This is a genomic window from Pseudomonas sp. microsymbiont 2, from assembly GCF_054788395.1.
This window is the reverse complement of the sequence record NZ_CM139112.1, coordinates 842,305-858,478: the sequence shown is the minus strand read 5'-3', so window position 1 is coordinate 858,478 and position 16,174 is coordinate 842,305. Positions and strand designations below refer to the sequence as shown.

Annotated in this window: 12 protein-coding genes; 5 read left to right on the top strand and 7 right to left on the bottom strand. The window is 63.6% G+C overall.

Features of this window, described 5'->3' with window-relative positions; genetic code table 11:
* Positions 1-85: 85 nt before the first annotated feature.
* The 4 genes from pgi to ACYUME_RS03885 all read left to right on the top strand — a co-directional run bounded on the left by pgi (position 86) and on the right by ACYUME_RS03885 (position 7,734).
* Positions 86-1,750 carry a glucose-6-phosphate isomerase gene (gene pgi, locus ACYUME_RS03900; RefSeq protein ID WP_279888834.1) on the top strand — a complete coding sequence of 555 codons (1,665 nt, stop codon included), beginning with the start codon at positions 86-88 and terminating at the stop codon, positions 1,748-1,750.
* A gap of 126 nt (positions 1,751-1,876) precedes the next feature.
* Complete coding sequence (acs, locus tag ACYUME_RS03895; RefSeq protein WP_460418105.1) at positions 1,877-3,811, top strand: acetate--CoA ligase; 1,935 nt, start codon at positions 1,877-1,879, stop codon at positions 3,809-3,811.
* A gap of 37 nt (positions 3,812-3,848) precedes the next feature.
* Positions 3,849-4,718, top strand: a complete 870-nt coding sequence (locus ACYUME_RS03890; protein WP_460418104.1) for an oxygenase MpaB family protein — start codon at positions 3,849-3,851, stop codon at positions 4,716-4,718.
* 79 nt (positions 4,719-4,797) lie between these two features.
* The gene (locus ACYUME_RS03885) at positions 4,798-7,734 is read left to right on the top strand and encodes a DUF748 domain-containing protein (protein ID WP_460418103.1); all 2,937 of its coding nucleotides are present in this window, start codon (positions 4,798-4,800) and stop codon (positions 7,732-7,734) included.
* A gap of 69 nt (positions 7,735-7,803) precedes the next feature.
* Here the strand turns inward: ACYUME_RS03885 and ACYUME_RS03880 are convergent, their stop codons facing one another.
* A complete protein-coding gene (locus ACYUME_RS03880; RefSeq protein WP_279882612.1) occupies positions 7,804-8,217 on the bottom strand; it encodes a VOC family protein in 414 nt (137 codons plus the stop codon).
* 61 nt (positions 8,218-8,278) lie between these two features.
* Here ACYUME_RS03880 and ACYUME_RS03875 point away from each other — a divergent pair, with 61 nt between their 5' ends.
* A complete protein-coding gene (locus ACYUME_RS03875; RefSeq protein WP_460418102.1) occupies positions 8,279-8,581 on the top strand; it encodes a putative quinol monooxygenase in 303 nt (100 codons plus the stop codon).
* Between the two features lie 209 nt (positions 8,582-8,790).
* On the opposite strand, the gene ACYUME_RS03870 is transcribed toward ACYUME_RS03875, so the two are convergent.
* The 6 genes from ACYUME_RS03870 to infB all read right to left on the bottom strand — a co-directional run bounded on the left by ACYUME_RS03870 (position 8,791) and on the right by infB (position 16,149).
* Positions 8,791-9,141 carry a BON domain-containing protein gene (locus ACYUME_RS03870; protein WP_153784942.1) on the bottom strand — a complete coding sequence of 117 codons (351 nt, stop codon included), beginning with the start codon at positions 9,139-9,141 and terminating at the stop codon, positions 8,791-8,793.
* 258 nt (positions 9,142-9,399) lie between these two features.
* Complete coding sequence (pnp, locus tag ACYUME_RS03865) at positions 9,400-11,505, bottom strand: polyribonucleotide nucleotidyltransferase (RefSeq protein WP_279806712.1); 2,106 nt, start codon at positions 11,503-11,505, stop codon at positions 9,400-9,402.
* Between the two features lie 248 nt (positions 11,506-11,753).
* A complete protein-coding gene (rpsO, locus tag ACYUME_RS03860; protein WP_023629335.1) occupies positions 11,754-12,023 on the bottom strand; it encodes a 30S ribosomal protein S15 in 270 nt (89 codons plus the stop codon).
* Positions 12,024-12,172: 149 nt separating this feature from the next.
* A complete protein-coding gene (gene truB / locus ACYUME_RS03855) occupies positions 12,173-13,090 on the bottom strand; it encodes a tRNA pseudouridine(55) synthase TruB (protein WP_460418101.1) in 918 nt (305 codons plus the stop codon).
* Between the two features lie 3 nt (positions 13,091-13,093).
* Positions 13,094-13,492: a 30S ribosome-binding factor RbfA gene (gene rbfA / locus ACYUME_RS03850; RefSeq protein WP_279882604.1), complete on the bottom strand. Its 399-nt coding sequence runs from the start codon at positions 13,490-13,492 to the stop codon at positions 13,094-13,096.
* Positions 13,493-13,608: 116 nt separating this feature from the next.
* Positions 13,609-16,149 carry a translation initiation factor IF-2 gene (gene infB / locus ACYUME_RS03845; protein WP_279882602.1) on the bottom strand — a complete coding sequence of 847 codons (2,541 nt, stop codon included), beginning with the start codon at positions 16,147-16,149 and terminating at the stop codon, positions 13,609-13,611.
* Positions 16,150-16,174 lie beyond the last annotated feature (25 nt).

The following is a 16,174-nucleotide window of genomic DNA, read 5'->3' as shown; positions in this document are numbered from 1 at the left end:
GTGCCAATGCCTATAATGTTCAGCTTGCAACCGGCAACGATTGCCACTGTCAAAGCCTGACCATGCACCAAGGAAACCACCCGCGATGGCGTATTACCGTACCCCCCACGATGTGACGGCGCTGCCCGCCTGGCAGGCGCTTCAGCAACACCGCGACGCCATGCAGGGCTTCAGCATGCGCGAAGCCTTCGCCGCCGACGGCAAGCGCTTCGACCAGTTCTCCTTGAGCAGCTGTGGCCTGTTCCTCGATTACTCGAAGAACCTGATCACCGAGCAGACCCGTGACCTGCTGGTGAACCTGGCGAAGGAAGTCGACCTCGAGGCAGCGATCAAGTCGATGTTCAGCGGCGAGATCATCAACGCCTCCGAAGGCCGCCCGGTACTGCACACCGCCCTGCGCCGCCCGGTGGGCGACAAGCTCAGCGTGAACGGCGTCAACGTGATGCCCGAAGTGCACAAGGTGCTCAACCAGATCACCGAGCTGGTCGGTCGCATCCACGACGGGCTGTGGCGCGGCTACAGCGAAAAGCCGATCACCGACGTGGTCAACATCGGCATCGGCGGTTCGTTCCTCGGCCCGGAACTGGTCTCCGAAGCCTTGCTGCCCTACGCCCAGCGTGGCGTGCGCTGCCACTATCTGGCGAACATCGACGGCAGTGAATTCCATGAGCTGTCGGCCAAGCTGCGCGCCGAAACCACCCTGTTCATCGTCTCGTCGAAATCGTTCAACACCCTGGAAACCCTGAAGAACGCCCAGGCCGCCCGCACCTGGTACCTGGCCCAGGGCGGCTCGGAAGCCGAGCTGTACCGGCACTTCATCGCCGTATCGAGCAACAAGGCCGCGGCCGTGGCCTTCGGTATCCGTGAAGAGAACATCTTCCCGATGTGGGACTGGGTCGGCGGGCGCTACTCGCTGTGGTCGGCCATCGGCCTGCCGATCGCCCTGGCCATCGGCACCGCCAATTTCAAGGAACTGCTGTCCGGCGCCTACACCATGGACCAGCATTTCCAGACCGCGCCGTTCGACAAGAACATGCCGGTGCTGCTGGCCCTGCTGGGCGTGTGGTACGGCAATTTCTGGGGCGCGCGCAGCCACGCGATCCTGCCGTACGACCACTACCTGCGCAATATCACCAAGCACCTGCAACAGCTGGACATGGAATCCAACGGCAAGAGCGTGCTGCAGGACGGTAGCCCGGTGAAGACCGATACCGGCCCGGTGATCTGGGGTGGCGTCGGCTGCAACGGCCAGCATGCCTACCACCAGTTGCTGCACCAGGGCACCCAGCTGATCCCGGCCGACTTCATCGTCCCGGTGGTGAGCTTCAACCCGGTGGCGGACCACCATCAGTGGCTGTACGCCAACTGTCTGTCGCAGAGCCAGGCGCTGATGCTCGGCAAGACCCGTGAGGAAGCCGAGGCCGAACTGCGCGCCAAGGGCCTGAATGAGGCCGATATCGCCAAGCTGGCGCCGCACAAGGTGATCCCGGGCAACCGCCCGAGCAACACCCTGGTGGTGGAGCGCATCAGCCCGCGCCGCCTGGGCGCGCTGGTGGCGATGTACGAGCACAAGGTCTTCGTGCAGAGCGTGATCTGGGGTATCAACGCCTTCGACCAATGGGGCGTGGAACTGGGCAAGGAACTGGGCAAGGGCGTGTACCAGCGCCTGGTGGGCGGCCTGGAAGACAGCGCCGAGGACGGTTCGACCCAGGGCCTGATCAACTACTTCCGCGGCCGTCATCGCGGCTGATGCCATAGGCCACACCGCCGCTCTCTGTAGGAGCGGCGTGTCCCCCAGGAACACCCCCACCTTCTACACTGTCCATCGAATAGCCGTTGCAGTCCCTCGCCCCTAACAAGAGCAGGACCACCCGCCATGTTCGATATCCGCGACTATCCCCAGGCCCTGGCCGTGAGCCAGTCCGCCACCCCCTCCGACGACGATTACCGCCGCCTCTACCGCCAGTCGGTGGATGACCCCGACACCTTCTGGGCCGAACAGGCCAAGCGACTGGACTGGGTCAAGCCCTGGTCGAGCGTGCAGCAATGCGACCTGAGGACCGGCAGTGCCCGCTGGTTCGACGGCGCCCAGCTCAACGTCAGCTACAACTGCATCGACCGCCACCTGGCAACGCGTGGAGAACAGACGGCCCTGCTGTGGGAAGGCGACGATCCCAACGACAGCAAGGCCATCAGCTACCGCGAACTGCACCGCCAGGTCTGCCGCCTGGCCAACGCCCTGAAGGCGCGCGGGGTGCAGAAAGGCGACCGGGTATGCATCTACATGCCGATGATCCCCGAGGCCGCCTACGCCATGCTCGCCTGCACGCGTATCGGCGCCATCCACTCGGTGGTGTTTGGCGGCTTTTCCCCCGACGCCCTGCGCGACCGCATCCTCGATGCCGACTGCCGCACCGTGATCACCGCCGACGAGGGCGTGCGTGGCGGCAAGCGCATCCCCCTCAAGCAGAATGTCGACAAGGCACTCGCCAGCTGCCCCAACGTCGATAACGTACTGGTGGTGAAGCGCACGGGCACCGATGTGGCCTGGAGCGACGGGCGTGACCTCTGGTACCACGAAGTCACCGAGAAGGCCGGCGACGACTGCCCGCCCGAACCGATGGCGGCCGAAGACCCGCTGTTCATCCTCTATACCTCCGGCAGCACCGGCAAACCCAAAGGCGTGCTGCACAGCACCGCCGGCTACCTGCTGCAGGCGACCATGACCTTCAAGACCGTGTTCGACTACCGTGACGGCGAGGTGTTCTGGTGCACCGCCGACGTCGGCTGGGTCACCGGCCACAGCTATATCGTCTATGGCCCGTTGGCTAACGGCGCGATCTCGCTGATGTTCGAAGGCGTGCCCAACTACCCCGACAGCTCGCGCTTCTGGCAGGTCGTCGACAAGCACCGGGTGAACATCTTCTACACCGCGCCTACCGCGCTGCGCGCACTGATGCGCGAAGGCGCCGGCCCCCTGCAGAGCACCTCACGCAAGAGCCTGCGCCTGCTCGGCAGTGTCGGCGAGCCGATCAATCCGGAAGCCTGGGAATGGTACTTCGAGGAAGTCGGGCAGAAACGCTGCCCGATCGTCGACACCTGGTGGCAGACCGAGACCGGCGGCATCATGCTCACTCCCCTGCCCGGCACGCCACGGCTCAAGCCGGGTTGCGCCACCCAGCCGATGTTCGGCGTGCAACCGGTGCTACTGAATGAGAAAGGCAAACTCATCGAAGGTCCTGGGGCCGGCCTGCTGGCGATCAAGGCCAGCTGGCCTGGGCAGATCCGCAGCGTCTACGGCGATCACCAGCGCATGGTCGACACCTACTTCAAGCCCATGCCCGGCTACTACTTCACCGGCGACGGCGCCCGGCGCGATGCCGATGGCGACTACTGGATCACCGGGCGCATCGACGATGTGATCAACGTCTCCGGCCACCGTATCGGCACCGCCGAGGTGGAAAGCGCCCTGGTGCTGCACGACAAGGTCGCCGAAGCGGCCGTGGTCGGTTATCCGCACGATCTCAAGGGTCAGGGCGTGTATGCCTTCGTCACCCCCATGAACGGCGTCGAGCCGGACGATGCGCTCAAGGCCGAGCTGCTGGCCCTGGTCAGCAAGGAAATCGGCAGCTTCGCCAAGCCCGAACTGATCCAGTGGGCGCCGGCCCTGCCCAAGACCCGCTCGGGCAAGATCATGCGGCGTATACTGCGCAAGATCGCCTGCAACGAACTGGACAACCTGGGAGACACTTCTACCCTTGCCGATCCAAGCGTGGTCCAGGGCCTGATCGACAAACGCCTCAATCGATAACACGCGGCCGGGTGGCCGCCATGAACCCAAGGTCACCATGGAAGCCCTACGTCGCCGCATCGAAACCCAGGTCATGAGCCTCACCGGCGTGGCCCTCGGCCAGCTCGACCTGGAATCGCCCAAGGGTGACCCCGGCCTGTTCGGGCCAAAGAGCATCAGCTGGCAGGTGCATGGCGACTTTCCCAGCATGCTGGTCGGCGGAATCAGCGCGCTGATGCTGCAACTGCTGCACCCACTGGCGCTGGCTGGCGTATGGGATCATTCGAACTTTCGCCACGACCTGCTCGGTCGCCTGCGTCGCACCAGCCAGTTCATCTCCGGCACCACCTTCGGTTCGACCCGCGACGCCGAGTGGCTGATCGACAAGGTACGCACCATCCATCTTCAGGTGGTCGGCACCGCGCCTGACGGACGGCCCTACGCGGCCAGCGACCCCGACCTGCTGACCTGGGTGCATGTGGCCGAGGTCAGCAGTTTCCTTGCCGCCCACCTGCGCTACCGCAACCCTGCCCTGCCCCGCGCCAGCCAGGATGCCTACTACGCCGAAATCGCCCTGATCGCCGAACGCCTGGGCGCGCGCGACGTGCCACGTTCCTGCGACGCAGTGGAGGACTACCTGCGCCGCATGCGCCCACAACTGCAATGTGACAGCCGTAGCCTGGAGGTGGTGGACATCCTGCTCAAGGCCCCGGCCCCCAGCCGCCTGGCCGAACCGGTGGGCAAGCTGATGCTCAAGGCGGGCATCGACCTGCTGCCGGACTGGGCGAGCGACATGCTCGGGCTGCACCAGGGGCCACTGGCCCGGCACATGATCCGCCTGGGCCTGGGCAGGACCGCCCCGGTGCTGCGCTGGGCCATGCGCAATGGCTCTGCACACCGCGCCAGGCGGCGCATGGGCATCGAATGAGGTATTTTGGTTCGTTCATCGGAACCGATTTAACGTGCCATACTCCAAGCACTCCAGCCTGATACAGACGAAGCGACACATGCCCAAAGGATTGACCCGCGCCATCGGCGCACTGCTGGCCCTCGTGGCCCTGTACGGCCTGCTCGGCTTTTTCATTCTCCCCGGCGTCGCCCTGCGCATCGCCAACCAGCAACTGGCGCAGTACGCCACGGTGCCCGCGCACCTGCAACGCATCGAACTCAACCCGTTCAGCCTCGAACTGACGCTCTGGGGCCTGCAGATCGGCGAGCCCGGCAAGGAACAGGTCGGCTTCGAACGCCTGTACGCCAACTTGTCCCTCGACAGCCTGTGGACCAAGGCCCTGCGCCTGGACGCGGTGGAACTGGACAAACCCCGCACCGAGCTGCTGTTCGCCAAGGACGGCAGCCTCAACCTGGCCCAGTTGTTCAAGATCCCGCCCAGCGAGCCCAAGCCCGAGGAACCGCCAAGCGACCCGTTCCCGCTGCGCATCGCCAGCATCAAGCTCAGCGAAGGTTATCTGCATTTCCAGGACCTGCGCCCCAGCGAGCCCATCGAGTTCCTCTACGATTCGATGAACCTGGAGCTGAAGAACCTCAGCACCCTGCCTGACGACAATGCCGACATGACCCTGGTGGCCAACGGCCCGGCCGGTGGGCGCATCGACTGGAGCGGCACCCTCAGCCTGGCCCCGATCGCCTCCGAAGGTACCCTGAAGGTCACCGATGGCCAGATGAAGCTGTTCTGGCCCTACGTGCGCGACGCCGTGCCGCTGGTGCTGGAAGACGGCTTGCTCAGCCTGGAAACCCACTACAAGCTCAACCTCGCCAAGGAGACCGAGCTGCTGCTCGACAACACCTCCGTGCGAGTCGCGCCGTTCGCCATCAAGGCCCCGGATGGCCGGCCACTGGCCCGCCTGGCCAGCCTGGAAGTGAGCGAAACCTCTATCGACCTGGCCAAGCAACTGGTCACTGTCGGCAAGATCCGCAGCGAGAAGCTGGAAACCTGGGCGGCGCTGGAAAAGGACGGCCAGCTCGACTGGCAGAAACTGTTCGCCAGCCAACCGGCCAAGGCCACGCCAAAGGAAAAGGCCGAGCCCGCCGCCGCACAACCGGCGCCGGAAGAACAGGCCGCCAAGGAACCCGCCAAGCCCTGGCAGGTGCTGCTCAAGGACGTACAGGCGCGCAACTACATGGTCCACCTGGCCGACCGCAGCCAGAAGGAGCCCGTGGCGCTGGACGTAGGCCCGCTCAACCTCGACCTGCAGAACTTCGACAGCCTCAACCAGTCGCCCTTCACCCTGAAGCTGGACACCGGCGTGGGCAAGCAGGGCAAGCTGCAGGCCGCGGGCCAGGTCAATCTGGCGCCGGTGAGCGCCAGGCTGGACGTCGCCACCCGAGACATCGACCTGCGCGTCGCCCAGGCCTACATCAGCCCGTTCATCCGCCTGGAACTGCGCAGCGGCATGCTCTCCAGCGACCTGAAGGTCGACCTCAAGAGCACCGAGCCACTGGCCTTCAGCATCACTGGCAAGGCCCAGGCCAACCAGCTGCACACCCTGGACACCATCAAGAATCGCGACTTCGTCAAATGGCAGCAGGTCAACGTCGACGGCCTGTCCTATGTGCATGGCGATGCCCTGTCGATCGACAAGGTCACCCTGCTACAGCCTTACGCGCGCTTCATCATCAACGAAGACCGCACCACCAACGTCGACGACCTGCTGATTCCACAGCCCGCCGACAAGCCGGCTGCGGCGCCGAGCAAGCCGGCAGCACCCGGCACTGGCAAGGAACTGGGCATCCGTATTGGCCAGATCAGTATCAACGATGGTTCGGCCAACTTCGCCGACCTGACCCTGACGCCCAATTTCGCCACCGCGGTGCAGCAGCTCAATGGCCAGATCGGCACCATCGACAACCGCAAGCCGTTGCCGGCCAAGGTGGATATCAAGGGCAAGGTGGACCGCTACGCGCCAGTGACCATCAAGGGCGCGCTCAACCCGTTCAGCCCGCTGGCCAGCCTGGACATCGCCACCAGCTTCAAGCGTGTCGAGCTGACCACGCTCACCCCCTACTCCGGCAAGTTCGCGGGCTTGCGGATCCGCAAGGGCCGGCTGAACCTCGACCTGCACTACCTGATCACCAACGGCCAGCTCAAGGCCGAGAACAAGGTGGTGATCGAGCAGCTGCAACTGGGCGAGAAAGTCGACAGCCCGGACGCGGTGGACCTGCCGATCCGCCTGGCCGTTGCCCTGCTCAAGGACACCGAAGGCAAGATCTCCATCGAGCTGCCGGTATCGGGCGACCTCAACAACCCGCAGTTCAGCGTGATGCCCATCGTCTGGCAGACCCTGCGCAACCTGGTACTGCGCGCAGCCCAGGCGCCGTTCAAGCTGCTCGGCGGGCTGGTCTCTGGTGGCGGTTCGGAGGATCTGGGCAATGTCTCGTTCGCAGCGGGCTCCAGCGACCTCACGCCCGAGGTGCAAACCTCTCTGGACAAGCTCGCCTCGGCCCTCAAGGAGCGCCCCGAGCTGCGCCTGGAGATCGAAGGCACCGCCGCCCAGAGCAGCGACGGCCCACTGATCGCCCAGCAGCGCCTGGAGCGCGAATACCAGGCCACCTGGTACAAGATCCTGCAGCGCCGTGGCGACAAGGTTCCGGCCAACGCCTCGCTGCTGGTGGTCGACGACAGCGACAAGCCGGCGATGCTCGAAGGCATCTACCGCGCTCGCCTCAAGCAGCAACCGCCGGCCGAGTGGGAGAAGCTCGGGCGCGACGAGCGGACCACCAAGCTGCGCGAGGCCGTGATCAAGTCATGGGCCGAAAGCCCCGCCCTGCTACGCAACCTGGGCCAGGAACGGGCCAGCAGCATCAAGGACTACCTGGTGGACAAAGGGCAGCTGGAAGATGACCGGGTGTACTTCATCGATACCAACCTCGGCCAGGCTGAAAGCGATGGGCGGGTGGTGACGCCGATGCACCTGGACGCCGAGTAGCCCTTCACGATCGAGTCGCCTTCATCGCCGGCAAGCCGGCGATGAAGGCAGCACAGGCGATCGATCCCATCAGGCCAGCCGCTGCCCCGACACTGCCGGGTGATACAGCGGCTGCACCTTGTTCCCCGCCGGGTCCAGCAAGTGGAAACTGCGCGCGCCGTCGCCATGGTTGAACGGCCGATCCAGCAGCGTCACGCCATGGGCCTTGAAGTACTGGTACCAGGCTTCGAGCTCCTCCACACTATCGACGACAAAGCCATAGTGGTCCAGGGTCTGGAAACCGTTCGAGGCCCCCGCACCGCGCCCCAGCGACAGGTTGTCATTGCCACAGGTCAGGTACACCAGGTCTTCGTTGGCACGGTTGAGCACCTCCATGCCCAGCACATCGACATAGAAGCGCTCGCATTCCTCGAGGTTGGGCACCAGCAGGGCGATGTGACGCAGGCCATTCAGACGACCAGGGCGGGCGGGCAGATCGGACATGAGAGAAGCTCCTTTTTTTGTATACAATTCAAATCTGAATTTAAAACAAAAGGAGCTTCCTGTGTACTGCCTGTTCATCAAGACACGGGTGAAACCCGGTACCGCCGACACCTTCCTCAGCGCCATCAAGGCCAATGCCGCCGCATCGGTGGCCACCGAGCCGGGCTGCCTGGTGTTCGATGTGTCGCAGGACCGCGACGATGCGCACGTGATCTACCTGTACGAGATCTACCAGGATGACGCGGCGTACGACGCCCATACCCAGACCGCGCACTTCCGGGATAGCCGGCCGCTGGTGGAACCGTTGATCGTGGAGCAGGTGTGCTTCGAGAGCGATGTGATCGCACGCAATCCGGCGCTATAGCGCCCTGTGTAGGAGCGGCCTCGTGCCGCGAAAGGGCTGCAACGCAGCCCCTGATCCCTGCTCCGAGGCAGAAATTGATGGGGCCGCTGCGCGCGCCTTTCGCGGCGCCAGGCCGCTCCTACAGGGACAGCACAAAGCAAAAGCCCCGGCTAATGCCGGGGCTTGTGCTTGAAGGGGTGGCCAATTCCCTTTGGCCGCCGGGACATCCCTTACTCGGACTTCAGGCCATCAGCCGAGACGGCCTGCACGCCTTTGATCTTCTTGGCGATGGCGACTGCCATTTCCTTCTGGGCGTCGGTAATGGCCACCTCAGAGGACAGCGATACCACGCCTTTGTTGGTTTCTACCTTGATGTCACTGCCTGGCACGCCTTTCTCGGTCATCAGGTCAGCTTTCACCTTGGTGGTGATCCAGGTGTCGGAAGTAGCTTCCTTGGCTTTGGTCACCTCACCGGCCGCCAGCGTCATCGGGGCCTGGGTGGACTGGGCAGCGAACGCCGCGTTAGCCATGGTCAGGGTCAGAGCGGTGGCAGTAGCGGCAGCAATGGCGAACTTCTTCATGTGGGTCACTCCTGTTTTTCGAAAGGTCTGCGCCTTGGTTCCTGGCGTCAGGTAGGAGTGATGTTGCACAGCGTATGCCAGTTTTTAGATTTAAAATTAACCTTTAAAAATCAATAAGTTAGATATTAATACAAAAAGCCATGATCGTGCATTTTGCAAGTCCTGGCAAATTCCTGCATGCAAGATGCAAGTCCACAAGAGAAAGGCACAGGCATAAAAAAAGGACCCCGAAGGGTCCTTCTTCTCAGCCTGGAAGGCTTAGACGCCCGATGCCTTGGCAGCGGCGACGTCCTTGATCGACAGCTTGATACGACCGCGGTTGTCCACGTCCAGTACCAGCACTTCGACTTCCTGGCCTTCCTTGAGCACGTCGGTGACCTTCTCGACGCGAGCATCGCTCAGCATGGAGATGTGCACCAGGCCGTCCTTGCCCGGCAGGATGTTGACGAAGGCGCCGAAGTCGACGATGCGCTCGACCTTGCCGACGTAGATCTTGCCGATCTCGGCCTCGGCAGTGATGCCCAGGATGCGCTGCTTGGCAGCGTCCGCGGCTTCCTTGGTCTCGCCGAAGATCTTGATCGAGCCGTCGTCTTCGATGTCGATCGAAGCCTTGGTCTCTTCGCAGATGGCGCGGATGGTGGCGCCGCCCTTGCCGATGACGTCACGGATCTTGTCGGTGTCGATCTTCATCGCGATCATGGTCGGGGCGTTGGCCGACAGCTCGGTACGCGACTCGCCGATGATCTGGTTCATCTGGCCGAGGATGTTCAGGCGCGCTTCCAGGGCCTGGCCCAGGGCGATTTCCATGATCTCTTCGGTGATGCCGTTGATCTTGATGTCCATCTGCAGCGCGGTGACACCCTTGGCGGTACCGGCTACCTTGAAGTCCATGTCGCCCAGGTGGTCTTCGTCACCGAGGATGTCGGTCAGGACGGCGAACTTGTCACCTTCCTTGACCAGACCCATGGCGATACCGGCGACCGGGGCTTTCATCGGCACGCCGGCGTCCATCAGGGCCAGCGAGGCGCCGCAGACCGAAGCCATGGAGCTGGAACCGTTGGACTCGGTGATTTCCGACACCACGCGGATGGTGTACGGGAACACGTCGGCGGCAGGCAGCATGGCCTGGACCGAGCGACGGGCCAGACGGCCGTGGCCGATTTCGCGACGACCGGCACCGCCCATGCGGCCACACTCGCCCACCGAGAACGGCGGGAAGTTGTAGTGCAGCATGAAGGGGTCTTTCTTCTCGCCTTCCAGGGTGTCCAGCAGCTGGGCGTCACGGGCAGTACCCAGGGTCGCGACGACCAGGGCCTGGGTTTCGCCACGGGTGAACAGCGCCGAACCGTGAGTCTTCGGCAGAACACCGACTTCGATGTTCAGCGGACGCACGGTCTTGGTGTCACGACCGTCGATACGTGGCTTGCCGTTGACGATGTTCTCGCGAACGGTGCGGTATTCGATCTCGCCGAAGATGTCTTTGACTTCAGCAGCCGATGGCTGGCCTTCTTCACCGGAGAACTTGGCGATCGCCTGATCGCGCAGTTCGCCCAGGCGCGCATAGCGGTCGGCCTTGACGGTGATGGTGTAGCCCTGGGAAACAGCCTCGCCGAACTCGGCGCGGATGGCGTCGAACAGCGCGGTGTTGGCAACGGCAGGTTTCCAGTCCCAGGTTGGCTTGGCGGCTTCGGCAGCCAGCTCCTTGACGGCCTTGATCACGGCCTGGAATTCATCGTGGGCGAACAGCACGGCGCCCAGCATCTGGTCTTCGGTCAGCTCCTGGGCTTCCGACTCGACCATCAGCACGGCGGACTCGGTACCGGCAACGACCATGTCCAGGCTCGAGGCAGCCAGTTGCTCGTAGGTCGGGTTCAGCAGGTAGCCGGTGCTTTCGTGGAAGGCAACGCGGGCGGCGCCGATCGGGCCTTCGAACGGAATGCCGGAAATGGCCAGGGCAGCCGAGGTACCGATCATCGCGGCGATGTCCGGATCGGTCTTCTTGCTGGTGGAAACCACGGTGCAGACGACCTGGACTTCGTTCATGAAGCCTTCAGGGAACAGCGGGCGGATCGGACGGTCGATCAGGCGCGAGGTCAGGGTTTCTTTCTCGGAAGGACGGCCTTCACGCTTGAAGAAACCGCCAGGGATCTTGCCGGCAGCGTAGGTTTTTTCCTGGTAGTGCACGGACAGCGGGAAGAAGCCCTTGCCCGGATCGGCTTGCTTGGCACCGACCACGGTCACCAGCACGGTGACATCGTTGTCGACGGTGACCAGCACGGCGCCGGTGGCCTGACGGGCAATGCGGCCCGTTTCGAGGGTAACGGTCGATTGACCGAACTGGAACGTCTTGATTACCGGGTTCACGGTTTCCTACCTTTTTCAGTGGCTCTTGGGGGAACTGGTTCTTGCGAATTCTTGGGCAGAACGGGGAATCGGCCCCATTGACCGTCCAGATACAACACGAGGCTGGGAGCCTGGCGCCGAGCGGTCGAACCGCACGACAGACCAGGCTGCCAACCTCGCAGATCGCGTGGCGTGTCCAACGGCAACGCTGACGGGCAGCGTTGCCGAAGAATGCGACACACCATGCAACACCACTGGCCAGGCCGCTATTAGCGACGCAGACCCAGGCGACCGATCAGGGCGCTGTAACGAGTGGTGTCCTTGCCCTTCAGGTAGTCCAGCAGCTTACGACGCTGGTTGACCATACGGATCAGACCACGACGGGAGTGGTGGTCTTTTTCGTTGGCCTTGAAGTGGCCTTGCAGCTTGTTGATGTTGAAGGTCAGCAGGGCAACCTGAACTTCCGGGCTACCGGTGTCGCCGGCGGCTTGCTGATAGTCTGCAACGATCTGAGCTTTTTCTTCGACGCTGAGGGCCATTTGGCTTCTCCTGATAAACGGATCCCGTAAACGGTCTCCAATAGGCCAGGGACGAATCCCCGTATTAATAAGAAGAGGTGTGACCGTGCCTAATAACAGCCACCCTCGATACCACCGGTTTCAGCCGAAGCCTCTGCCCGTGGTTTCGGTCATTCCGACCGAATCAGTCGACGCGGCGCGATGCGCCCGTCTTCGCTCACTTCACCGATACCGATGAAGCGACCATTATGATCCTGTACCCGGACCATGCCGAACTGCGGCGCCTCCGGCGCGCGTACCGCCTGGCCATGCAGCCAGTAGAACGCGCTATGTTCGGAGAGACCTACCAGTGGCCAGTCCTGCAGCCCGCTGTCGGATGGCATCAGGAAGCGATCGAGCGCTTCGTTGCCGCCTTCGGCGTGGGCCTGTTCGAGCGCCTCGAGCGTCACCGTCTGTGCCAGCGCGAAGGGGCCTGCCTGGGTACGGCGCAGTTCGGCGACGTAGGCACCACAGCCCAGCGCCTCACCGATATCCTCCACCAGGGTGCGGATATAGGTACCTTTGCTGCAGCCAACCGACAGGCGCGCACGGGTGCCTTCGCACTCGAGCAGCTCCAAGCGGCCAATAGTAACAGAACGCGCCTCGCGCTCCACTACCTCTCCTGCACGCGCCAGCTTGTACAGCGGCTGGCCATCGCGCTTGAGCGCCGAGTACATCGGCGGTACCTGGAGAATGTCGCCACGAAAACGTGGAATGACGGCTTCGATATCGGCGCGACCAACGGTCACTTCGCGGGTCTGCAGGACTTCGCCCTCGGCGTCCGCCGTGCTGGTGGTCTGGCCCAGCTGCATGACCGTTTCGTAACCCTTGTCGGAGTCGAGCAGGTACTGCGAGAACTTGGTCGCCTCGCCGAAGCACAGCGGCAGCACGCCGGTGGCCAGCGGGTCGAGGCTGCCGGTGTGACCGGCCTTTTCCGCGTTGAGCAACCAGCGGACTTTCTGCAGCGCGGCGTTGGAGGTGAACCCCAGCGGCTTGTCGAGCAGGATGATGCCGCTGACATTGCGGCGGATACGTTTGACCTGGGCCACCGCTTACTCCTTGGTGTCCGGCTCGTCGGCATCCTTGTGCTGGCGATCTTCGGCCACCGCACGCTCGATAAGTGCCGACAGATGGGCACCGCGACTGACGCTTTCATCGAAGTGGAAATGCAGCTGCGGCACGCTGCGCAGCTGCATGACGCGGCCAAGGTGCAGGCGCAGGAAGCTCGCGGCGCTGGTCAAGGCTTTGAGGGTCTGCGGCACGGCGTCGGCGCCGTCCTGGCCCATCACGGTGATGAAGACCTTGGCATGGCCCAGGTCGCGGCTGACGTCGACGGCGGTAATGGTCACCAGGCCGACGCGCGGGTCTTTGACTTCACGGCGGATCAGTTCCGACAGCTCACGCTGCATCTGATCGCCGATGCGTTGGGTACGGCTGTATTCTTTTGCCATTTTTGCTACCTGTTACGTAAAGCGGCAAACGCCCGGTCAGGCGGAAACCTGACCGGGCGCTACCTGCAGAGGCGCTGCCAGCCGCCTTGCGACGGGGGCTGCGCCAGGCTCGACCCTTACAGGGTACGAGCCACCTGGACTTTCTCGAAGACTTCGATCTTGTCGCCGACCTTGACGTCGTTGTAGCTCTTGACGCCGATACCGCACTCCATGCCGTTACGCACTTCGGCAGCGTCGTCCTTGAAGCGACGCAGCGACTCCAGCTCGCCTTCGAAGATCACCACGTCCTCGCGCAGTACGCGGATCGGACGGTTGCGGTACACGGTACCCTCGATGACCATACAGCCGGCGATGGCGCCGAACTTCGGCGAACGGAACACGTCACGCACTTCCGCGACACCCAGGATGTTCTCGCGAACATCGCTGCCGAGCATGCCGGTCAGGGCCTTCTTGACGTCTTCGATGATGTCGTAGATCACGTTGTAGTAACGCATATCCAGACCTTCCTGCTCGACGATCTTGCGCGCGCCGGCATCGGCACGCACGTTGAAGCCGAACAGCACCGCGTTGGACGCCAGCGCCAGGTTGGCGTCGCTCTCGGTGATACCACCGACGCCGCCACCGATGACGCGCACCTGAACTTCGTCGTTGCCCAGGCCGCCGAGCGAGCCTTGCAGGGCCTCCAGAGAACCGCGCACGTCGGTCTTGAGGACGATGTTGAGGGTCTTCTTCTCTTCCTGACCCATGGTCTCGAAGATGTTTTCCAGCTTGCCGGCGTGAGCACGGGCCAGCTTGACCTCGCGGTACTTGCCTTGACGGAACAGGGCAACTTCACGGGCCTTCTTCTCGTCGGCGACCACGGACAGCTCGTCACCGGCTTCCGGCGTGCCATCCAGGCCGAGGATCTCGACCGGGATCGACGGGCCGGCTTCCTTCACAGGCTTGCCGTTCTCGTCGAGCATGGCGCGCACGCGGCCATAGTTGGAGCCGACCAGGACCATGTCGCCCTGACGCAGGGTACCGTCCTGAACCAGGATCGTGGCAACCGGGCCACGGCCCTTGTCCAGACGCGATTCGACCACGACACCACGACCCGGAGCGGTCGGCGTGGCGGTCAGCTCGAGGATCTCGGCCTGCAGCAGAACCGCTTCGAGCAGCTCGTCGACACCGGTACCCATCTTCGCCGAGACCTTGACGAACGGCGTATCACCGCCCCAGTCCTCGGAGGTCACGCCTTCGACGGCCAGCTCGTTGCGGATGCGATCGAGGTCGGCACCCGGCTTGTCGATCTTGTTCACCGCGACGACCAGCGGAACGCCGGCAGCCTTGGCGTGCTGAACGGCTTCGCGGGTCTGCGGCATCACGCCGTCGTCCGCCGCCACCACCAGGATGACGATGTCGGTGGCCTTGGCACCACGGGCACGCATCTGGGTGAACGCAGCGTGACCCGGGGTATCGAGGAAGGTGACCATGCCGCGGTCGGTTTCCACGTGGTAGGCACCGATGTGCTGGGTGATGCCACCGGCTTCGCCAGCAGCAACCTTGGCACGACGGATATAGTCGAGCAGCGAGGTTTTACCGTGGTCGACGTGGCCCATGACGGTCACGACCGGCGCGCGGGACTCGACTTCACCTTCGAACTTCAGCGATTCGGCCAGGGAGTCTTCCAGGGCGGTGTCGCTGATCAGGGTAACCTTGTGGCCCAGTTCTTCGGCGACCAGTTGAGCGGTCTCCTGGTCCAGCACCTGGTTGATGGTGACCGGAGTGCCCAGCTTGAACATGAACTTGACGACTTCGGCGGCCTTGACCGACATCTGTTGCGCCAGTTCCGAGACGGTGATGGTCTCGCCGATGGTCACGTCGCGGATGACCGGACCGGTCGGGTTCTGGAAGCCATGCTGGTTGCGCTTCTTCGGCTTGCCCTTGCCACCGCGACCGCGACGGAAACCATCGCTCTCTTCGTCGGTGGTGCGTGGCGCGGCGCGCGGAGTCGGAGCCTTTTCCTTCTCCTTGACCTTGACCTTGATGGAAACGCGTGGCGCTTCGCCACGACGCTCGCCTGCCGCACCGCCGCCGCCGCCGCGACGTTCATCGTCACGGGCACGGCTTTCGTTGCGACGCGCTTCTTCCTTCTTGCGCTCGGCAGCACGGGCAGCGGCGTCTTCCGAAACCGGTGCATCGGCCACTACCGGGGCCGGGGCAGGCTCGGCCTTCGGCGCAGGCGCCGCAGCCGGTGCTTCGGCCGCCTGACGACGGGCTTGCTCTTCGTTGCGCTGGCGTACTTCGGCCTCGACCTTCTCGCGGGCGGCGTTTTCCGCCGCGCGGCGCTCTTCCTGCTCGCGCTTCTGCTCGGCCTGGATCTCTTCCGGGCTGCGCTGCACGAAGACTTTCTTCTTGCGTACTTCTACGCTGATGCTCTTGCTACCGGCGACACGCAGAGTGCTGGTGGTCTTGCGCTGCAAGGTGATCTTGCGCGGCTCTTCCGCCTTGCTCTTGTGGCTGCTCTTCAAATGGGTCAGCAGGGTCTGCTTCTCATTGTCGGTCACTACCTGACCGGCGTCGGTGTGCGGCAGACCTGCCTCACGCATCTGCTGCAGCAGGCGCTCTACCGGTGCCTCGACCTCTTGGGCCAGTTCTTTCACCGTGACTTGCGTCATGCACTTCTCTCCTCAGGCCGCGCCT